Origin of the sequence: Herbaspirillum sp. meg3, from assembly GCF_002257565.1 — a bacterium.
Classification (GTDB): Bacteria; Pseudomonadota; Gammaproteobacteria; order Burkholderiales; family Burkholderiaceae_D; genus Herbaspirillum.
The window spans coordinates 303598-323691 of sequence record NZ_CP022736.1; the positions used below are offsets into that span (position 1 = coordinate 303598).

The window sequence follows — 20094 nt, forward strand, 5'->3', positions numbered from 1 at the left end:
TATTTGTTTAAATAAATAAAGTCTTCTTGCAATTTCCGTCGAGAAGCATCGATTTGGTCGTGTTTTCGCAACACCTCGATCGATCAATATTGGATCAACAATTATTGGAGTTCTGAAAAATGAGAAAGTCTCTTTTGGCGCTGGCGGTTATGAGTTCGCTCGGTTCGTTTGCGAGCATGGCCCATGCTCAAAGCTCGGTCACGATCTACGGCATCATCGATGCCAGCGTCGGCTACAACAGCAAAGTGGCAACCGGCACAGGCCGCGCAACCGGCAACCGCGCTGGTGTTGATTCGGGCGCCATCAAGGGTTCCCGTCTGGGCTTCAAGGGTAGCGAAGACCTCGGCGGTGGCCTGAAAGCCCTGTTCAATCTGGAAAACGGCTTCAACGTCGACACCGGCGCAGCGGCACAAAACGGCACGCTGTTCGGCCGTACCGCTACCGTCGGCCTGTCCGGCAACTTCGGTGCGGTGCTGCTCGGCCGTCAGAAGGACTTCATCGACGACATCGCCGCCTTCACCACCATCGAGGATCTGGGCGGCATGGTCAGCAATGTCCACGCCAAGGATCTGGACCGCACCAACGGCGAACGCGTCAACAACTCGATTCGCTACAACACACCGAACGTCAACGGCTTCTACGGCAGCGTGATCTACGGCTTCGGCGAAACCGCCGGTTCGACTTCCACCGGTCAGTCTTACGGCATTGGCGGTGCCTATGCCAACGGTCCGTTCGGCATCGGCTTGGGTTACTTCCAGGCGAAAAAGGCCAGCAACGCCACCGGCGCTGTGGCTTCGAGCGACGTCAACTCGTCGTCCGCGACCACTTGCGCGACCGGCGCGGGTAATGTCGGCGACACCTGCCTGAAGACCTGGACGCTGGCTGCCAGCTACCAGCTCGGCGCAGCCAAGCTGCACGGTTCATGGTCACAAGTGAAGTTGCCGCTGGCACAAGCCGGCAGCGCATCGTCGTTCTCGGCCGCATCGGCAGCCAGCTTCACAGGTGACACCACGGCGCAGTTTGCTGTCGGCGGCATCAATAACGACAAGACCAACATCTTCGACGTCGGTGTGAACTACGCGCTGACACCGTCCTTGTCCTTGCTCGGCAGCGTGCAGTACGCCCGCGTAAACTTCGTCAACGCCGCCAACGGCAAGATGACTCAGCTGAACCTCGGCGCCAAATACGCCTTGTCCAAGCGCACCACGCTGTACGGTATCTACCGCAACCTGCGCGCATCCGATATGTACAACGTCGGTGTGAACAGCTCCAGCGTACCTGGCGCGGACAACAGCCAGAACGCACTCAACGTCGGCATCATCCACAACTTCTGATCTCTGTATAGAAGCGGTTGAAGATCCTGTATTGAGATCCTTCCCCAAGGGGAGGCAAGCGCAACAGCTCGCCTCGGAAAAGCGCCGGTCAATCACTGACCGGCGCTTTTTTTTCGGCCATGTTTGCTGCAATGTCTGCCGGCAACCCGCTATAAGCCGCATGCTGCCTATGTACCGGTGAAAGCTATTGGACTGATGAAGACTATCAATTTTCCCTAAAGCTTGTTTTTCAATAACATTGCCTCATGTCCAGATCCAGCCACACAGGAATGCGGATCGCAGGCAAGAAAAATACTGCGCCGGTCATCGGATCGGCGCCAAACTTCAGGGAGCTTCACATGAACAATCCATCTCGGCCTGCCAAAGGAACCGCCATCAGCGTGGCGGCCCGCCTCGGCATCAGCTTTGCCATCGTGCTGGCCATGATGTTGGCGCTGACCATCCTCAGCATCATGAAGGTCAATTCTATCGAGGGCAGCCTCAGCACCATCAGCGACGATAACAACGTCAAGCAGCGCTACGCCATCAACTTTCGCGGCAGCGTGCATGACCGCGCCATCGCCTTGCGCGACCTGACGCTGGTGGGCGACGGCGAAGTGAAAGACGTCATCGGGCTGATCAACAAACTGGATAACGACTACCAGCAATCGGCCAAGCCGCTCGACGCCCTCTTCGCCGGTGAGAAGGGCAAGAAAGTGCGCCCGGAAGAGCGCGCCGATCTGGAATCCATCAAAGCCATCGAAGCGCGCGCCATGCCGCTGGTGCAAAAGATCATCGCTGCGCGTACCGGCGGTGACACTGACGGTGCGCGTCAGATCATGCTGCAGCAAGGCAAGCCGGCCTTTACCGAATGGCTGGCCTCGATCAACAAACTGATCGATCTGGAAGAACAGATGACGCAGGCCGAATCGGCTCGTGCACGCAATCTGGCGCATGGCTTCCAGGCGCTGATGCTGACTTTCCTGGCCGTGGCGATGGTGGCCGGCGTGGTGCTGGCAACACTGATCACGCGTTATATCCGCCGCGCTCTGGGGGCCGAACCGGATGACGTCAAAGAACTCGCCTTCGCCGTCGATCGCGGTGAACTCTATCATGCTGTGGATACCGGTAAGGACGGCGCTGCGCGCACCAGCATCATGGCCGCTTTGTCGGAAATGAGCAGCAACCTGCGCAATACCGTCAGCGAAGTGCGCGATGCCGCCGCCGGCGTGACCGAAATCAGCAGCCAGATCGCCGAAGGCAACCGTGACCTCGCGGCGCGCACCGAAGACCAGGCTGCCTCGCTGGAAGAGACTGCTTCGGCAATGGAAGAGCTGACGTCGACCGTGAAGCAGAACGACGATAACGCCCGTCAAGCCAATGAACTGGCACGCAACGCATCTGAAATCGCTCAACAAGGTGGCGCGATTGTCGGCCAGGTGGTGCAGACCATGGACTCGATTAATACCTCGTCACGCAAGATCGTTGACATCATCGGTGTGATCGATGGCATCGCTTTCCAGACCAACATCCTGGCCCTGAACGCAGCGGTAGAAGCAGCCCGTGCCGGCGAACAGGGGCGTGGTTTTGCGGTGGTTGCGACGGAAGTGCGCAGCCTGGCGCAACGCAGCTCGGCCGCAGCGAAAGAGATTAAGCACCTGATTGATGATTCGGTGGAAAAAGTCGACACCGGCACCAAGCTGGTCGAGCAAGCCGGCGACACGATGGAGCAGATCGTCGCCAGCGTGAAGCGTGTCACTGACGTGATGGGCGAAATCTCGGCCGCCAGCCATGAGCAAAGTATCGGCATTGAAGAAGTACACCGCGCGATTGCGCTGATGGATCAGGTTACCCAGCAAAACGCCGCCCTGGTGGAACAAGCCAGCGCCGCCGTCGGCACCTTGCAGGATCAGGCCGCCAGCCTCAACCATGCTGTCGGTGTGTTCAGTCTGGAAGCGCCCGGCACGCACGTTGTTTCCGCAGTGGGCGCCGGCAACATCGTGCCGCTGCGTCCGCTTGGCATCCATATTGTCAATCCTGCCCCGCAACTGGGTGATCATCGCAAGCGCGCCTGATCCGGCAAGTTCTATCTGCACCCCGCGCGCGCCATGCAACATGGCAGCCGACTGGGTGCTTTCTTTTGAGCTGAAAATTTCCTTTCGGCACCACTTCATTTCGAACATCCTGCTGCCGATAATATTGGAGGGGTGTTTACCTGCCAAAGGCGTACACATCAGGAATCAATAGAACAGATACAAATAAACACAAAAACAGGGACGGCCCATGATCCATATACTCCGCTCATCATCTTCGCTGGCGAAGGTGTTGATCTTGCCGTTTGTCGTCCTGATCCTCGCGCTGTCGCTGCTGGTTGGGTTACTTTCTTATTTCGCCGGGCGGCATGCCGTGGTTTCGGTGGCCGAGCAAATGCTCGATCAGACTGCCGACCGCGTTGCGCTGACGGTGCAGCGTCATATCGACGGCGCTACCTCAGTGCTCGAATCGGCGTACCCGCGCGGCCTGCCGGCGGCGCCCGATATCAATACCGATCTTGATGCTATGCGCGCTCGTTTCTGGAGTGCGACATCCATGCATCCGGAACTCAACAACTACGTCTTCTACGGCAACCGCAGCGGCGACTTCGTGGGTTTGTTCCGCTTTGCTCCGGACGATGCAGAGCTACGTGTCAAGCGTGCTGCCGCCGGATATCGCAGCGCTTATCGTTTCGACAGCATCGGCGGGCAGCTCAGCATGCCCAAGAACGACGAGACCAAATTTGATCCTCGCACGCGCCCTTGGTATGCCGCAGGTCAAAACAGCGATCGCGACGCCTGGAGCGAGATTTATATCAACTATTGGGACAAGGATCTGGTTGCCACCCGATCCCGCCGCGTCTTGTCAAAAAACGGTCAATTCGAAGGTGTGATTGCCACGGACGTGTCACTCAAGGCGCTCAATGATTTCATTCGCGATCTGCACGTCAGCGCACGTGGCGTTGCCTTCATCATGGAGTCGAACGGCAACCTCATCGCATCGTCCAGCGGTGAAAATATTTACACCGACAAGCAAGGTCAGGTGGGGCGTTTGCGCGCCGATGCCAGTCAGAATCAGATTATCCGCAGCGCCTACACCACCCTGCAACAGCATCTCGCCGAAGAAGAAAATGTTGGTGGCACCAACAGCACCTTCACCTTCCAGGGGCCGGATAACGAAACGATCTATGCCTCCTATTCATGGGTGCGCGATAACGCCGGTCTATCGTGGGTCACGGTGATTGCTGTACCGCGCGGTGACTTCCTCGATACGCTCGACAAGAATGCACGCTGGACTGTCGTGATTGCCGTATTTGCAGTCATCATTGCCTTGCTGCTGGGACTGAGCGTGGTGCACTGGGTCGTGCGTGATGTGCGGCGTCTGTCACGTGCAGCGGCACGCATCGGCAAAGGCCAGATGAACGTCGCATTGAAGATCGAGCGGCGCGATGAGATCGGCCAGCTCGCGGACAGTTTCATGCAGATGCAAAGCGAACTCAGCACCGACAAGCTTACCGGCGTCACCAGCCGCGCCGCCTTGCTGCGCTACCTCGATGCCGCGGTACACAAACGCGGTCGTCGTGCCACCGAGTTGTTTGAACAGTTCACCGTCATGTTCATTGACCTCAACCGCTTCAAGGCAATTAACGACAAGCTTGGCCATGAATACGGCGATCTCACGCTGATCGAAGTCGGTCGGCGCCTGCGCACCATCATGCGCGAGGACGATGTGGTGGCGCGTTTCGGCGGTGATGAATTCGTGCTGGTGTTCTGGGGCATTGCCGAAGCGGCGTTTGCCGACAAAGTCCGGAAGAAGATCGAGGATGTACTGGCGCCGCCGCTGGAATGCCTGATGGAAGTCCAAGGTGCAGAAGGCATGACGGTCGGCGCTTCCATCGGCGTGTCCTTTTATCCGCAAGACGGCAAGGATGCCGAAACATTGATCAAGCTCGCCGATCACGGCATGTACGAAGACAAGGCCGCCGGCCGCAAGAATGAGAAAGATGGCGGACGCGATCATCGTTGATGATGCAGTCGGTGAAAACCAGCTTGTGCAGTCGGGAATAATCGCCTGATTGAACATCACGGCATGTAGCCTCGGTCTGATTGATGGCAATTTGTCTTCTAAAGTTATGCGAATTCCTTCTTGGACTCGCCTGAACCGCGCTTCCTATAATCGTTTGCACATCCCATATCCGGCCACCGCGATATGGTTTTCAGCGATGACCGGAGGCGACATGAACGCGATAGCAGGCAAGACTGTTCCGATTTACGAAAAAATTGTTGTTAAGCCACAAGCCGTACATATTGGTGCTGAGATTTCCGGCGTCGACCTGAGTGCGCCTCTTGATGCAACGACCATTGCAGAGATCCGTGCGGCTTTGTTGCAATGGAAAGTGGTCTTCTTCCGCGACCAGCCATTGAGTCACACACAACATGTCGCGTTTGGAAAGCAGTTCGGCGATCTGACCGTTGGGCATCCGGTATTTGGCTACGAGCCGGGTCATCCTGAGATTTATTCTGTCGGACGCGACCGCTTCAAAAATCGCTTTAACGGCCCTCGTCTGGTGCGGCCATGGACCGGATGGCACACCGATGTCACTGCCGCAATCAATCCACCGGCGGCGTCAATCTTGCGTGGTGTGACGATTCCTCAGTATGGCGGCGATACGCAATGGACCAATCTGGTCGCAGCCTACCAGGGACTCTCGCCGGCCTTGCGGGCTTTCGTCGATACCTTGCAGGGCGAGCATCGCTTTACGCCGCCGGAGGGCAATCGCGCTACGCAAGATTTCGTCAACAAGGTCGCAGCAACGCCGCTGGTCAGTCATCATCCACTGGTGCGCGTGCATCCCGAGACCGGTGAGAAGGCGCTGTATGTCAGCCCTGGATTCCTGAAAAATATCGTCGGCTTGCATCCTCGCGAGAGCGAACAGTTGCTGGCACTGCTGTTCGAACATGTCGTGCGTCCCGAATACACGGTGCGCTTCAAATGGGAAGAGGGATCACTGGCCTTCTGGGACAACCGTTCCACGGCGCATCTGGCTCCGGTCGATATTTACGATACTGATTTCGAGCGCCAGCTGTATCGCATTACCCTCGTTGGTGATGTGCCCGTTGGTCCGGACGGAAAGTCCTCGGTCAGCATTGAGGGGAAACCGGTCGTCGCTCACAGCGTCGAGTAAGGGCCGCGATGTCACACGTTGTCATTCCTCAGCGTTCGGTAGCCATTATCGGCGGTGGCATGTCCGGTACATTGGCGGCGATTCGTCTGATCCGGCAGGCGCGCACGCCATTGTTGATCCGTATCTTTGATCCCAATCCTGAATTGGGGCGCGGTGTCGCGTACGGCACGGCCGATTTCAGTCATCGCTTGAATGGCCCAGCCAAAGCTTTCAGTCTGCGTCCTGAGAATCCCAACCATTTTGCTGATTGGTTGCAGGTGCGCGCCAACCGGTCGGGCTGGAATGACTTCGACGACAAGCTGCTGGCGTTTGCACCGCGCTGGTTGTACGGCGACTATATTCGCGAAGAGCTGGCGGAAGCATTGAATGCTGCTGCTTGCGGCGTGGAGCTGGAGCATATTCTGGCGCGTGTCGACGACATCGTGCAAGAACAGGGCCGCGTGCGGCTCAGGGTTGACGTCCAACGTGAATTCATCGCCGATCATGTGCTGTTGGCCCCAGGGGTCTTCAAAGCGCAGCCTGGATTTGCCATTGCGCAGAGTTTGCTGGACGATGGCCGCTACCTGCCCGATCCCTGGAATCCGGATGCTCTCGACAAGCTCAAGAGCGTTGCGGATGTTTTGCTGGTAGGGAGTAGTCTGACCATGATCGATGCCGTGGTCTCGCTGGAGGCGCGTGGCTATCAGGGCAATTATCACGTCGTGTCACGGCGTGGATTGGTGCCGGTAGGCCGCAATGAGGCGCAAGCCTGGCCGGAGTTTTTGACGGATGTTGTGGCTCCGGTCTCTGTACGTTCCGTGTTGCGCGCGGTGCGTACGCAGATTGACAAGGCAAATGCGGCCGGCGAAGACTGGCAGCGCGTCGTGCTTGCCGTGCGACCACACTTGTCTCGCTTGTGGCATGGAGCTTCGCTGGCCGAGCGGCAGCGATTCATGCGCCACGTGCGTGCCTACTGGGATATGTTCCTGCACCGTGTTCCCCCGCCGAGCGCCAACGTGTTTGAAGCGGTGCGAGCGAGCGGGCGTCTTTTCCTGCATACAGGTACACCGACTGCTGTTCATGGTGCTGGAGACGGCCGGCTCGATGTGTCGGTGCGTCTGCGGGGGAAGTCTGCAACGACGATCCTGCGTAGCGATGCCCTCATCAATTGCACCGGCTTTGAATATGTATGGAAACGTGTAAACGGCCAACCGCTGCTGGCACGCTTGCTGGAAAGGGGGTATGTGCGTCCGAGCGAGCTTGGCCTCGGAATTGATGCCGATCCTCAGACGCTGGCGGTAATCGGCGTCGACGGCAATGCATCGGAACATATCTCCACCATGGGCTTGCCCTTGCGCGGCGTGCTGTTTGAGTCGGGCACGATTGCCGAGTTGTTGCGGCAAGCAGTGTTGCTGGCGCCGCTGCTGGATGCCGCGGGACAGTACGTCGTCGAGGAAGAGCGCGACGCTGCCTGATCATGACAAATCCGAGCATCCATACTCGGATTGATTATTGGAAGCAAAGAGGTGAGAACGGTATAGTGAAACCTCTCCTCTCTGCTTCATGATTTGCGTGTTGTAGCGAAACAAGACGGTGCTTACTCCCGCAGCATCGTCCTCATGTCGGCTAGCGTCGACATGTGAGCAGATTCAAAGCGCGGCCACTTTGCAGATAGCACTGGGCTGCGCGAATCTACTCACATATCGGCGCTTTTTTTGCTCCTCAAATTCAAAAAGCCCCTCACGGCAACGTGAAGGGCTTTTTTGTTTGGCCTGTGCAGGCCTGCAAATAATTTATTTCTTGTAACTGTAGACGCCGATGCGCGCGTTGGGATCGATCTGGCGGATGTAAAGCTGATAAGTGTCGCCGCTGCTGGTTTTCAGTTTTGCCATCTTGCTCTGTTTGCAACATGACGGGCAGGCGACTTTCTTTTCTTGTATTGGCCGCGCGTCCGGAGACAGCTGCAACATGAGTTGCCCGCAGTGTGGGCACGCCAGACTGATGTCTTGCGCGAAGAGGGTTGCGTGGGCGCCAGTTTTGCTGCCCGGGGTGTTCGATTTCATCGTCGATTATTCTTATAAGGGTGCCGGTTATAACCAAAGCCGGGGGTGTAACTCCCCGAATCCAGGTGGAGCAAGTCGGTGAATGTATCACACTTTTATTGGCGTGCCAGCGATTTGCCATTGGCAATTTTTTGCACAATTCGTCACCGCATTTTTTCTGCGTGAACGAATGTGCACAAGCGCATGCGCGAAGAGCGAGTATAAAAATCCGGCATGAAATTTGGAACGACTGTTTACGATTTTGCTTACGCGAAAAACGGAGCAAAACATTGAAGAAAAAATGCGTGAGGGGAGATCGAATGCACTTGTTGCAGATCGCAATCCCGGCAAGCGGAGATCGCATCACTGCAAGAAGGCGTGCGTACTTATCTGCGCAAGACGCGGCAGACAACAGCAAAAAGAGAAGAGGAAATTAACAGAGATAGTCCGCCGGCGGCATCATGCCGGGAGCGGGCTATCTGTCATCGGCATGTGAGGCAGCCGATTAGTGCGTGGTGTCGATATAGTTGGCGCGAGCGATGTTGCCGCCGCGGCCCAGTTCAGCAAGCACTTCAGCGCGGGTCTTGGAAGACGCGACTGGCGTTGGGTTGAACGTTTCTTGATAGTTGCGACGGCCGAGGTCACCACCAGCTTGTTTGACTTCAGCGATGACTTCAGCGCGAGTCTTGGTGGAAACGAAAGGCTTTTCGACCGGGTATTGGGTTTCAGCAAACGCGGAACCTGCGGCGGCGATCAGGGCTGTAGCGGCGATAATTTTAGCGATGTTCATTTTATTCTCTCTGAGTAAATGGTTAGTGCAAATAAGGCAAAAAAGTGAAGCTTGAAGTGAAACCGGAAGTGGTTCATTTGGGCTCAGTACCGATCTGGGATCGGAGTTTTGTTTTGCAACCAGATATTTCAGCGTTATCCGAAAATAGAATGACTGATATAAGCAGATCGTCTAACTGAAGGGCGTTGGCGGGTGCTGAAAATGATGCGGTCTGAATGGGTTCTGTCGCCGCATCGCCGCGCCAGGAGTGGCGTTGCGGCGATGTTGTTCAGAGGCTGATGACGATGCGGGAGAGCTGCAATCCCGATTGTTCCAGAAACGCGAATACAGAATCTGCACCGATGGTTTCAATACGATCACTGAAACGTTTCTCGTTGGGATGATCGTCGAAGGCAATATTGGCTTTGAACATCCTTCCACCCAGACGCGTCATCGGACCCAGTGTCAGCACCGTGGGTTCATAGCCTTTGAACTTCAGCCAGGCCTGAGCCTGTTCCCGATTGCGGATGCTTGGTTCTTGCGCCATCGCAAGGGTTTCCAATACCCATTGATTGGACTGTTGATATTTCGTGCTCCAGACATAGGACAGCATGTTGTAGCCGGGCGTGTGTTCGGTCAGCACTTTTTGCGAATCAGTGAGTACGGCGCGCAGGCGCTGTTGCACCTCCGGCGTCGGTATGGCGATTGCCGTTTCAAAGCGGAACGGGTCATCGAGAAAAAACTGTCCCATCCCCTGTTCATAGATATTGCTGATCGCGGTATCGCACTCGTTCAGTTTATGGACGATGGTCCAGTTGCCATTGTCCTTGTAGGCAAAACCAAGATGTGAATAGTGTTGGTTGTATTTGCTCAGGTCTTGTCCTGCGCGGCCGATGATGACCACCTCCGCGCCGCTGGCGTCAAGCTGTTCGACAGTCTTGACCGCCATCGCGATGCCTTTGGTGACCATGCCGACGGCCGGTGGTTTTTGTTCGCATCCCTGGCCTGCATGGGTGATCGCAGGCAGGAATAGTGACAGGGCAGTCGCGGTGGCGAGCAAGAGTTTCTTGTACATGTTGTTCTCTCTTTTGGTTGCGTGATTGATTATGTTTAGAGGAAACGATCAGGAAATTTTCTTGCTCTTCATGAGTGCCTTGCCCAGCTCGTTGGGGATGATCGCCAGCACTTGTCCTGCACTGACCAGCAACATGCCTGCCGAGGTCGCCGTGGCCTTGATGCTGGCGCCCACGCCGATCGACACAGCGCCGCTCACATTTGTCGTGACAGTGACGGAGCCGCGCACGCCGGTACCGATTTTTTCCAGCACATAGACCGAGGCCTTGCCTGATGCTTCTACGCCCTTGACCAGGTATTCACCACCTTCGGAAATAAACATCGCCGGCGCCACCACGGATGCCACAACCGAGATGGCCGAGGCATCGCTGGCAGTGGATTGCGCAGCGGCCGGGTTGGACAGCAGGCTGAATGACAGCGCGCAGCTCAGTACAACAGCACGGATGAAAGAAAAAGAAGGGGATGGATTGGCGAAGGACTGTGTCGACTTGTTCATGTTGTTCTCTCTTGTTGAGTTTGCGGGAGCGCCTCGTTGAGCGCAGGCAGACTGTAGCAACGGTATTGAAATGTGTGTAAATGACATGGATAGAATCGGTTAATGAATGGGTAAGTATCGAAATACGATACTATTCGCCGATCACCCCACATTACTCTCCAGAGAGAACAGCATGGCCCAGGCAGACGCGCTCATCGGCGCACTGAAAAACGTACTGAAAGCACGTGGCGTCACTTATGCCAAATTAGGGAAGGGATTGGGCTTGAGCGAAGCGAGCGTAAAACGCGTGTTCGCCGAGAAGAGTTTTACGCTGGAGCGCTTCGATCAGATCTGTTCGCTGCTGAACATACAGATCAGCGATCTGGCGCGCATGGTGGCGCATGAGTCGGCCGCGCCCGTGCAGCTGACGCACGAGCAAGAGGGCAAGCTGGTCGCCGACCCGCGGCTATTGCTGGTGGCAGTGCATGCGGTCAATCATTGGACGCTGGACGAGATCATCGACGCTTTCGCATTCACAAAAGCCGAAAGCATCCGTCTGCTGGCACGTCTGGACAAACTGGGCATCATCGATCTGCTGCCCAACAACAAAATCAGGGTGCGTGTGGCGCCGGACTTTCAATGGCTGCCGGGCGGTCCTATCCAGCAGTATTTTCGCGCGCAGCTGAAAAACGACTTTTTCAATTCACGCTTCGACGGCAAGGGCGAAAAGATGACGATGGTCAGCGGCATGCTTTCACATGCCAGCAATGACGTCGTTCAGCAGCACATGCGCCGTCTTGGCGCCGAGTTCTCGGCCCTGCATCATCAGGATCTGGGGCTGCCGCTTGAGCAGCGCTTCGGTACCAGTCTCATCATGGCGGTGCGGCCCTGGACGCCGGAAGCGTTCAAGGCCTTCCAGCGCAAGCAAAGCAAGTGATGTACCGGTGACGCTCGATAGTGCTCTGGGCGCAGCCCTCAACGATCAGTAGTTGATCGTGACGACTTTGGGTGCGCCCGCGCGTCGGGCTGCTGCAGTGGACTGGGGTTGCGAGCTGGGTGCTGTCATTGCCATCGATTCAGGAACGCGGTCGAGATAATACGGATCAGCGGTTGCGTCGACGGCGATGAGTTCACCGAGAACGTTGCTGGCTTTTTCCGATGCCTTGACGTCAATGCTGGAGCACGACTGGAAGTAGTCGGCGCTGCCTTCACTGAAATCGACCCGGCATCGTTCTGCCACCATTGCCGATACGCCAAGTTGCCCGGACGCTGCGGCGTGCACGGCCCTGACCCAGTTCATGTAGCCTCCTGCGAGGATCACCAGTGTTAGTGCGATATGGATTTTCTTCATGATTTTCCCTCCGTTGAACCCACTCTATTCGACATATAAAATCCACAACATCAGAGAAATCCTGATGAGAAGGTTGGTCGTCGCCAAAGTGAATCCGCAGGGTAATATTGTTATCCTGCATGGAGCATGAAGATCAGGTTGAAAGCCTTACTGGTATTGAATATCGGTGAGTATATTACGCCACGATATGTTGATGCGCAGGCATGTTGTGCAGCCAAAATTTTTTGTATCAGGGTGATAGCAATTCCTCAACATAGGCGATAAAAGCACGCGCCTTTGCGCTGGCCATGCGTCCGCCGGGATACACGGCCCACAAATCCATTGCCGGCAATTGCCACTCTGTCAGCACGCGTTGCAGTGCGCCGCTCGCCAGTTCCGGCTCGAACATCCATTCCGACGAAATCGCCAGACCCATGTCGGCCAGTACGGCGGCGCGTACGCCTTCGGCGGCATTGACCTTGATACGGCCGTTGACGGCAACGGACACCTCGGTGCTGCCGCGCCGGAATTCCCAGCTGCTGCCGGTCTGGCCGTAAATGACCGCGTTGTGGGAAGTCAGATCCGCAGGCGTCGCGGGTATGCCATGTTGGGCGAAGTAGGCAGGCGTACCCACGACCGAGCGCGGGTTCTGCGCAATCTTGCGCGCCGTCATGCCGGAATCGCTGAGCGATCCCATGCGCAGCGCGACGTCGATACCTTCTTCCAGCATGTCGATGTGGCGATCGTCGAGCACGATGTCGAGGCTCAACTGCGGATGCATGTCGAGGAAGGGTTTCAGATAAGGGAGGATGCGTATGCGGGTAAAAGTCACCGCTGCGCAAACACGCAGCGGCCCCGACAAGCCGGTGCCGGCGTCGCGTGCGCTGCGCTCGGCCTCATCTGCTTCTTCAATGGCGCGCATCGCCCGTTCATAAAACCGCTGGCCGGCCTCGGTCGGCGTCAGGCCGCGCGTCGATCTCAGCAGCAGGCGCACGCCAAGGCGTTCTTCCAGTTGCGCAATCGTCTTCGACACGGCCGGCTGGCCGATCTCAAGACGGCGAGCAGCACCCGAGAACGAGCCTGATTCGACCACGTTGATGAAGGTGGCCATTGCATTCAGACGATCCATTTTTATTCCTTTTTGGAATTTATATTTTGGGGTAGATCAGTGATTTTATCCTGGTTGGGCATTCTTTATTCTTTTTAGGAATGAATCATATGCCATTCACCTGCGTTCTCACACCGGCTCGATTGGATGAAGATGCTTGCGTCGATTGCATTTTTGCGATCCCCCACCCGGAGAATCATCATGACATTGCAAGCCAGGCTGGACGCCTTCAAAGCCGATTTTCTTGCCGGCAAGCCACCCTACAAGGCCCCCGCCGACATCCACCCGATCATGGCGCGCGCCACTGCCGAACTCATCGCCTCCGGCCAGGCCGGCCGTGCATTGAAGGCTGGCGACAAGGCGCCGTCGTTCACGCTCAACGATCCCGACGGCAAACCGGTATCGTCTGCCGAACTGCTGGCGCAAGGCCCGCTGATCCTGAGTTTCTATCGCGGTGTCTGGTGCCCGTACTGCAATATGGAACTGCAGGCTTTGCAAGAGACGTTGCCGGCGTTTCGCGCAGCCGGCGCGAACCTGGTGGCGATCTCGCCACAGACGGCGCCTAACAGCCGCAAGTCGATGCGTAACAACAATCTGGAATTTCCCATCCTGAGCGATACGCACAACGACGTCGCTGCCGCCTTCGGACTGCGCTTTGCATTGCCGGACTATCTGGTCGAGTTGTACAAGATGCTCAAGAACGACCTGCCGGCTTTCAACGGTGACGGCAGCTGGACGTTGCCGATGCCGGCGCGTTATGTGATTGCCCGGGACGGCACCATCTTGTACGCCGAGATCAATCCCGACTACACCCATCGTCCGGAGCCGGAAGACATGCTGCATGTCTTGCCGTCCGCTTGATTGCCATTGCAATGAAGCGAAATTCGGTAGCGCCACATCCATGCATGCAGGACGCAGCCGTATCAATGAAGAAAGGAAACATCATGAACATCATCCCTCTGGACGTCGGCTTCGGCGCCCGCATCAACAACGTCGATCTGGCCCGCCTGAGCGACAACCCGCAAGCACAACAGGCACTGCAGAAAGCGTTGCTGGACTACGGCCTGCTGGTGATTCCCGGCCCGGTACTGACCCCACAAGCGCAGATCGCCGCGTCTGAAGTGTTCGGCGCGCTGGAAGAGTTTCCACCGACTGCGAGCCAGATTCCAGGCTATCCGCAAATCTTCCGTGTTGCCAGCCGCGCCACGGAAGGCTATACCGGCGTCGGTCGCTACTGGCATTCGGACGGCTCCTTCCGTGCGGTGCCGACACCGATGTCGCTATGGCATCTGGAAGCGCGCCCGGACGTTGGCGGCGATACCTTGTTCACCGATTTGCAAGAGGCATATCGCAGTCTGCCGGACGACCTAAAAGCGCAGGTGCAGGGATTGCAAACCACACACCGCAATCACGTGGTGCATCCGCTGGTGATGCCGCATCCGCATACAGGTGTGGAAGGCCTGTATCTGAACGTCGGCCTGACCGACAGCATCATCGGCATGGCACGGGACGAGACGGAAGCGCTGATCGCAAGCATCGATCGCCACTTCTCACGCGAGGGGGCGGTATATCGTCATCAATGGAAGGAAGGCGACTTCGTAGTGGCGGACAATTTCCGCGTCGCGCATCGCGCAACGCCGCTGTCGCCGTTACAGCGCCGTGTTCTCAACCGTACGACGGTGCGTGGCGATGGCGCATTCTGGGAAGTGGAACATGCTGAAGTGGTTGCGGATGCCAAAGAGACAGTCGCAGGCTGAGACGGTTTGTCCGTTCAATCGGCGTTCTCAAATTGGCACGCTGCGATTTTTTCTTTGCTGATTCGTTTAATCAGAAAGCGAAACAGCAGCGTCACCAGCAGGCCGATTGCGCCGCTGATGGCGGTGTCCACACTTTTGAGAGGGATCGCTGCTGCGATCGTGATTACGGCGGCGGTGGCGGGAATCCAGAACATGATGACCATGGCCAGAGAACAGAAAAATTCTTTCATGCGATTGTTGTCGGATGCAGGCGCAAAGGGAACACGTCCGTTACTGTAGCGGATCGTGCCAATCCTTGCCAGACGCATTGACCTGCAAGCAGCTTTAAGCAAACCTCATTGCAACAACCCGCTGCCACTCCTCGGCGTCTGATGCACGTTGCTTGCCATCACTGCCGCCGCCGAGCGCGTCTCCACGCCAAGTTTGACGAAGATGTGTTCCAGGTGCTTGTTGACAGTGCGCGGACTCATGCCGAGGATGTCGGCGATGTCGCGGTTGGTTTTGCCTTTGCCGAGCCACATCAGGACGTCGCTTTCGCGTGGCGTCAGGTTGAAACTTCCCAGCGTCAGCGGATTGGCTGCGACTTCGCTACTGAGTGCCGGATGCATGGCTGCGTTGGTTGCATTGGTTGCATTGGTTGCGGCGGCAGCCATGTCGGCGGCAAGGTTTTTTTCTTCCAGCAGCAAGGTGATTTCATGCCCCTGTCCGGCAGCGGAAAGAGCCACGCGCAGTTCGCAGTCGCCTTGCGTCATCACCAATGGGCGAATGTCGCCGTCCTTATTCTGACGCTGGCGCACCAGGCTTTCGTTGAGCCAGGATTGCAGCATCGTCGGCAATTTGTGCGTGGCGCTAGTGCTGGTTCCGGCAGGAAAATATTTCTCCAGCCAGAGCGAGGCCTTGCTGGTCTGCCATAGCGGCAGGCCGTTGCCGCTCAAGACGATGACGGCATGCGCGGCGTGTTCCAGCATGCCGCGCGCCTGCGACATCATGCGTGCAGTCTTGATGTGAGCGCCGATACGGGCCACAACTTCCTGCGGTTTGATCGGCTTGGTGACGTAGTCAATGCCGCCGACTTCGAAGCCGCGCACCACGTGTTCGGTTTCCGTCAACCCGGTCATGAACACTACCGGCACGTGATTCACGCTCTTGATCAGCTTGATGCGTTTGCAGGTCTCGAAACCATCGATGCCGGGCATCATGGCGTCGAGCAGGATCAGATCGGGGGTGATGTAGTCGAGCCGCTCCAGCGCGCTCATGCCGTCGGTCGCGACCAGCACGATGTGGCCGCTCTCGTCGAGCGAATCGGACAGCATGGCGAGGTTGTCGGGCTTGTCGTCGACGATCAGGACGACATGCCTATCGAACGTTGTTGACATCATGACGAATCATCTCCTTGATACGGGTGACATATTCATTCAGGCGAAACTGTTTGACCAGTTGCCGAAGTTCCGTGGTGAAGGGCAGGTACGCAGAATTCTGTTGCTCCATATCGTCCAGCTTCTTGAGGATGCCTTTGGCGTAGCCGATGGAGCCAAGCTCCAGCAGCGCCTGCAGTTTTTCCTGCGAGGGCACCAGCATCATGGGTTGAACCGAGACGAGTCTTTTCTCCGGCGTTGAGGGCGGTAACGGAGGCGGCGCCGATTCCGAAGTCTCGGGCGACGATACCCAGTCGATACGCAGCTGTTGTTTGATCTTGGACAGCAATTCGTTGTACGACACCGGCTTGACGACGAAGTCGTTGTACAACGGAGGATCGATACGTTCGTGTCCACTTTCGAAAGCGTTGGCCGATACGATGATGATCGGCAATTGCGTCAGCCCGCGTGCGCGGATGGCGCGCGCCACCGACCAGCCGTCCATCAGTGGCATGGCAATATCGAGCAGCACCAGGTCCGGCGTACGCCGCGCCAGTTCTTCCAGGCAGGCGATGCCGCCATCGGCCTCCACCACTTCAAAGCCCAGCGGCAGCAGCATCTCCTTGAGCAGCAGGCGTTGCGAGGCCTGGTCATCCACCACCAGCACGCGCTTGGAGGGGCCGATGTAACCGGACATCTGATCTTCCAGTTTCAGACGCGGACGCGGCACGTGCACTTCCGGCAGATAAATCTTCAGATGGAAGCTGCTGCCGCTGCCGACCTTGCTTTTGACCGCCAGCTCACCACCCATGATGTGTGTGAGCATGCTGCTGATGGCGAGACCGAGGCCGGTGCCTATGTCTTCGCGCAGATTGGCTGCATTGCTGCGTTCGAACGGCAGGAAGATGCGTTCCAGATCGTCGTCGGCGATACCGATGCCGGTGTCAATGATGTCGAAGTAGGCGATCTCGCGCATATAACGCACGCGCACCGTCACGCTGCCGCTGTCGGTGAACTTCACGGCATTGCCGAGCAGGTTGATCAGGATCTGGCGCAGGCGCTTTTGATCGGCGTGCACGATATGCGGGATGCGACCGGTTTTTTCGAAGCGGAAGCTCAGGCCCTTTTGTTCTGCCTGCGGTGCAAACATGCCGGCGATCTGTTCGAGGAATTCCGACAGTGCCAGTTCATCCGACGCCAGCCGCATCTTGCCCGCTTCGATTTTGGCGATGTCGAGCAAGCCGTCGATCAGGCTCAGCAGATGTTCGCCGCTGCGCCGGATGACGGCGATCGCATCCTTGCGTGCGGGCGGGATGGTAGCGTCAACATGCAGGATTTGCGCGTAACCGAGGATGCTGTTGAGCGGCGTGCGCAGCTCATGGCTCATGCCGGTGACGAAGCGGCTCTTGGCGAGGTTGGCGGATTCGGCGGCTTCCTTGGCGCGTTGCAGTTCGGCGTCAGTTTGTTTGTGCGCCTCGATTTCCTGTAGCAGCAAGTTGGTCTGGCGTTCCGATTCTTCGTGCGCGACGCTGCGGCTTTCGTTAGTCAGGATCAGCCACCATGAGCCGACACCGATGAGCACCAGCAGCGTACAGAACAGCTTGATGAAAATACTCTGGATGGAATCGGGGCCGCTCGTCGTCAGGCCGGAGATGCCCGCCATCTGCTGGAAGTACAGCATCCACAACACCACCGCCAGGCCGCCGGAGATCAGGCCGAACACGATCAGGTAATGGCCGATGCGGGTATTGAGCTTGAGGGTGAAGCGCGCCGGCAACAAGGCTTGCAAGGCGCTGAACGCCTGGTTCGGCAGACGCGCCGCGGGCGTCTTGCAACGGTCGTTGCAACGCGCATCGAGCGAACAGCACAGCGAGCAGATCGCGCCTTGATAAGCGGGGCAGTGCGCCATGTCAGGCGTCTCGAACTGATTGCCGCAGATGACGCAGTCGAGCTGTGCATGCTGATGGCTGTGCTCTTTGTGCGCATGCACGTGTTCAGACAGTGTGTCCTCGCGTGCGATGTAGTAACGGCTCTTCGTTGCCATGGCGATCAGCGGCGCCGCCAACAAGGCCGTGCCGAGCGCGATGAAGGGCGACATCGCCGCCGCCAGTTTACCCAGCACGCCGGACATGGCGATCGCAGACAGGATAGATGCAATCGCCATCGAGCCGACGCCGACCGGATTGATGTCGTACAGATGGGCGCGCTTGAATTCGATATGCGCCGGGCTCAGTTTCAGCGGCTTGTTGATCACCAGATCCGACACCACCGCACCGATCCAGGAAATCGCCACCAGACTGTACAGCGCCAGCACATGCTCCAGCGCATTGAAGACGCCGAGTTCCATCAGCAGCACCGCAATCAGCACGTTGAACACCAGCCACACCACGCGGCCCGGATGGCTGTGCGTCAGCCGCGCAAAAAAATTGGACCACGCCAGCGAACCGGCATAGGCGTTGGTCACGTTGATCTTGATTTGCGACACCACCACGAATAGCGCGACCGCACCCAGCACCAGCGCCGGATTGGAGAACACGTACTGATAGCCGATCAGATACATCTGGGTCGGTTCCACCGCCTTGCCCATCGGTACTTCATGTTGGATCGCGAGGAAGGCCAGCAACGCACCGCCCAGCATTTTCGCCCCGCCCAGCAAAATCCATCCCGGGCCTGCCAGCAGCAGCGCCGTCCACCAGCGGCCGCGATTGGCTTGTGTCTTTTCCGGAAGGAAGCGCAGGAAGTCGACCTGTTCGCCGATCTGCGCGATCAGCGAAAACGCCACCGTCGCCGCCGCGCCGAACAGATAGATGTTGAACGAGCCGCCTTCTTCGGCACGGCCGGCGAAGGTAAGCAGATTGGTGAGCGCTTCCGGTTCTTTATAGAGGACGCAGATATAAGGCAGCGTCAGCAGCACGATCCACACCGGCTGCGTCCACATCTGCAGGCGGTTGATCAGCGTGATGCCGTACGCCACCATCGGGATCACGATCAGCGAGCACAGCACATAGCCGTACACCAGCGGCAGGCCGAAATAGATCTCGATGGCCTGCGCCATGATGGCCGCCTCCAGCGCGAAGAAGATGAAGGTGAAGCTGGCGTAGATCAGCGAGGTGACGGTCGAGCCGATATAGCCGAAGCCGGCGCCGCGCGTCAGCAGATCCATGTCGACGCCGTACTTGGCGGCGTAATAACTGATCGGCAAACCGGTCAGGAAAAACAGCACCACCACGCAGGCGATCGCCCAGAAGGTGTTGGTAAATCCATAACTCAGGGTAATGGCGCCGCTGATCGCTTCCAGCGCCAGGAACGAGGTCGCCCCCAGCGCCGTATTGGCCAGGCGAAATTCCGACCAGCGCCGGAACGAACGCGGCGTATAGCGCAGCGCGTAGTCTTCCAGCGTCTCGTTGGCGACCCAGGTGTTGTAGTCGCGCCGGACTTTGACGATGCGTTGTATGGCGGGGTTGGTCACATTTTGCTCGCGTATACATTGGCGGCCACCGTTGCCGGGGCCATTGCCGTCGGCCGTGCAACATGCCGGCCTGACGAAAACCCTTTGCAGGGCAGAGCAATTGCACAGTCACTGCTGCTCCATGAAAGCAATTTTCAAACCAATCGGTATGTGAGGGCATACGTCAAATGACGTATGCCGGAAGGCCGCTTGTACCGCGTTTCAC

General features: G+C 57.5%; 16 protein-coding genes. 8 read left to right on the top strand and 8 right to left on the bottom strand.

From position 1 onward, the window contains the following. The first annotated feature begins 119 nt into the window (after positions 1 to 119). The 5 genes from hmeg3_RS01380 (at position 120) to hmeg3_RS01400 (ending at position 7985) form a co-directional block, all read left to right on the top strand. Positions 120 to 1334, top strand: a complete 1215-nt coding sequence (locus hmeg3_RS01380) for a porin (protein WP_094562139.1) — start codon at positions 120 to 122, stop codon at positions 1332 to 1334. A 338-nt stretch (positions 1335 to 1672) separates the two neighbouring features. Beyond that, on the top strand, positions 1673 to 3388 hold the full coding sequence (locus hmeg3_RS01385) for a methyl-accepting chemotaxis protein (RefSeq protein WP_094566075.1): 1716 nt from the start codon (positions 1673 to 1675) through the stop codon (positions 3386 to 3388). Positions 3389 to 3596: 208 nt separating this feature from the next. Continuing rightward, positions 3597 to 5372 carry a sensor domain-containing diguanylate cyclase gene (locus hmeg3_RS01390; protein ID WP_094562140.1) on the top strand — a complete coding sequence of 592 codons (1776 nt, stop codon included), beginning with the start codon at positions 3597 to 3599 and terminating at the stop codon, positions 5370 to 5372. A gap of 211 nt (positions 5373 to 5583) precedes the next feature. Continuing rightward, positions 5584 to 6531, top strand: a complete 948-nt coding sequence (locus tag hmeg3_RS01395; protein ID WP_094562141.1) for a TauD/TfdA family dioxygenase — start codon at positions 5584 to 5586, stop codon at positions 6529 to 6531. An 8-nt stretch (positions 6532 to 6539) separates the two neighbouring features. Next, positions 6540 to 7985, top strand: a complete 1446-nt coding sequence (locus hmeg3_RS01400) for an FAD/NAD(P)-binding protein (protein ID WP_094562142.1) — start codon at positions 6540 to 6542, stop codon at positions 7983 to 7985. Between the two features lie 1072 nt (positions 7986 to 9057). On the opposite strand, the gene hmeg3_RS01405 is transcribed toward hmeg3_RS01400, so the two are convergent. The 3 genes from hmeg3_RS01405 to hmeg3_RS01415 form a co-directional block, all read right to left on the bottom strand. Continuing rightward, positions 9058 to 9342: a DUF4148 domain-containing protein gene (locus tag hmeg3_RS01405; RefSeq protein WP_094562143.1), complete on the bottom strand. Its 285-nt coding sequence runs from the start codon at positions 9340 to 9342 to the stop codon at positions 9058 to 9060. A gap of 268 nt (positions 9343 to 9610) precedes the next feature. Beyond that, positions 9611 to 10396, bottom strand: coding sequence for a DUF2145 domain-containing protein (locus hmeg3_RS01410; protein ID WP_094562144.1), 786 nt, complete (start codon positions 10394 to 10396; stop codon positions 9611 to 9613). Positions 10397 to 10444: 48 nt separating this feature from the next. Then, positions 10445 to 10891 (bottom strand): hypothetical protein, encoded by a 447-nt coding sequence (locus hmeg3_RS01415; protein ID WP_094562145.1) that lies wholly within the window; start codon positions 10889 to 10891, stop codon positions 10445 to 10447. A gap of 172 nt (positions 10892 to 11063) precedes the next feature. Between hmeg3_RS01415 and hmeg3_RS01420 the strand changes: the two genes are divergently transcribed. Further along, positions 11064 to 11807 carry a helix-turn-helix transcriptional regulator gene (locus hmeg3_RS01420; protein WP_094562146.1) on the top strand — a complete coding sequence of 248 codons (744 nt, stop codon included), beginning with the start codon at positions 11064 to 11066 and terminating at the stop codon, positions 11805 to 11807. 45 nt (positions 11808 to 11852) lie between these two features. Here hmeg3_RS01420 and hmeg3_RS01425 read toward each other — a convergent pair whose 3' ends face one another. Both hmeg3_RS01425 and hmeg3_RS01430 read right to left on the bottom strand, forming a co-directional pair. Next, positions 11853 to 12221 carry a hypothetical protein gene (locus hmeg3_RS01425; protein ID WP_094562147.1) on the bottom strand — a complete coding sequence of 123 codons (369 nt, stop codon included), beginning with the start codon at positions 12219 to 12221 and terminating at the stop codon, positions 11853 to 11855. A 229-nt stretch (positions 12222 to 12450) separates the two neighbouring features. Then, positions 12451 to 13329, bottom strand: coding sequence for a LysR family transcriptional regulator (locus hmeg3_RS01430; protein ID WP_094562148.1), 879 nt, complete (start codon positions 13327 to 13329; stop codon positions 12451 to 12453). Between the two features lie 180 nt (positions 13330 to 13509). Here hmeg3_RS01430 and hmeg3_RS01435 point away from each other — a divergent pair, with 180 nt between their 5' ends. Both hmeg3_RS01435 and hmeg3_RS01440 read left to right on the top strand, forming a co-directional pair. Continuing rightward, on the top strand, positions 13510 to 14169 hold the full coding sequence (locus hmeg3_RS01435) for a peroxiredoxin-like family protein (RefSeq protein WP_094562149.1): 660 nt from the start codon (positions 13510 to 13512) through the stop codon (positions 14167 to 14169). 83 nt (positions 14170 to 14252) lie between these two features. Next, positions 14253 to 15065 carry a TauD/TfdA family dioxygenase gene (locus hmeg3_RS01440; RefSeq protein ID WP_157739187.1) on the top strand — a complete coding sequence of 271 codons (813 nt, stop codon included), beginning with the start codon at positions 14253 to 14255 and terminating at the stop codon, positions 15063 to 15065. 14 nt (positions 15066 to 15079) lie between these two features. Here the strand turns inward: hmeg3_RS01440 and hmeg3_RS01445 are convergent, their stop codons facing one another. The 3 genes from hmeg3_RS01445 to hmeg3_RS01455 all read right to left on the bottom strand — a co-directional run bounded on the left by hmeg3_RS01445 (position 15080) and on the right by hmeg3_RS01455 (position 19889). Further along, positions 15080 to 15295: a hypothetical protein gene (locus hmeg3_RS01445; protein WP_157739188.1), complete on the bottom strand. Its 216-nt coding sequence runs from the start codon at positions 15293 to 15295 to the stop codon at positions 15080 to 15082. 105 nt (positions 15296 to 15400) lie between these two features. Beyond that, positions 15401 to 16444: a response regulator transcription factor gene (locus hmeg3_RS01450; RefSeq protein WP_094562152.1), complete on the bottom strand. Its 1044-nt coding sequence runs from the start codon at positions 16442 to 16444 to the stop codon at positions 15401 to 15403. Next, a complete protein-coding gene (locus hmeg3_RS01455; protein ID WP_094562153.1) occupies positions 16422 to 19889 on the bottom strand; it encodes an ATP-binding protein in 3468 nt (1155 codons plus the stop codon). Before hmeg3_RS01455 ends, hmeg3_RS01450 begins: the two co-directional genes overlap by 23 nt. Between the last annotated feature and the right edge of the window lie 205 nt (positions 19890 to 20094).

Coding starts and splice junctions, on each gene's coding strand:
- hmeg3_RS01380 (WP_094562139.1), top strand. CDS start 120: ATGAGAAAGTCTCTTTTGGCGCTGGCGGTTATGAGTTCGCTCGGTTCG.
- hmeg3_RS01385 (WP_094566075.1), top strand. CDS start 1,673: ATGAACAATCCATCTCGGCCTGCCAAAGGAACCGCCATCAGCGTGGCG.
- hmeg3_RS01390 (WP_094562140.1), top strand. CDS start 3,597: ATGATCCATATACTCCGCTCATCATCTTCGCTGGCGAAGGTGTTGATC.
- hmeg3_RS01395 (WP_094562141.1), top strand. CDS start 5,584: ATGAACGCGATAGCAGGCAAGACTGTTCCGATTTACGAAAAAATTGTT.
- hmeg3_RS01400 (WP_094562142.1), top strand. CDS start 6,540: ATGTCACACGTTGTCATTCCTCAGCGTTCGGTAGCCATTATCGGCGGT.
- hmeg3_RS01405 (WP_094562143.1), bottom strand. CDS start 9,342: ATGAACATCGCTAAAATTATCGCCGCTACAGCCCTGATCGCCGCCGCA.
- hmeg3_RS01410 (WP_094562144.1), bottom strand. CDS start 10,396: ATGTACAAGAAACTCTTGCTCGCCACCGCGACTGCCCTGTCACTATTC.
- hmeg3_RS01415 (WP_094562145.1), bottom strand. CDS start 10,891: ATGAACAAGTCGACACAGTCCTTCGCCAATCCATCCCCTTCTTTTTCT.
- hmeg3_RS01420 (WP_094562146.1), top strand. CDS start 11,064: ATGGCCCAGGCAGACGCGCTCATCGGCGCACTGAAAAACGTACTGAAA.
- hmeg3_RS01425 (WP_094562147.1), bottom strand. CDS start 12,221: ATGAAGAAAATCCATATCGCACTAACACTGGTGATCCTCGCAGGAGGC.
- hmeg3_RS01430 (WP_094562148.1), bottom strand. CDS start 13,329: ATGGATCGTCTGAATGCAATGGCCACCTTCATCAACGTGGTCGAATCA.
- hmeg3_RS01435 (WP_094562149.1), top strand. CDS start 13,510: ATGACATTGCAAGCCAGGCTGGACGCCTTCAAAGCCGATTTTCTTGCC.
- hmeg3_RS01440 (WP_157739187.1), top strand. CDS start 14,253: ATGAACATCATCCCTCTGGACGTCGGCTTCGGCGCCCGCATCAACAAC.
- hmeg3_RS01445 (WP_157739188.1), bottom strand. CDS start 15,295: ATGAAAGAATTTTTCTGTTCTCTGGCCATGGTCATCATGTTCTGGATT.
- hmeg3_RS01450 (WP_094562152.1), bottom strand. CDS start 16,444: ATGATGTCAACAACGTTCGATAGGCATGTCGTCCTGATCGTCGACGAC.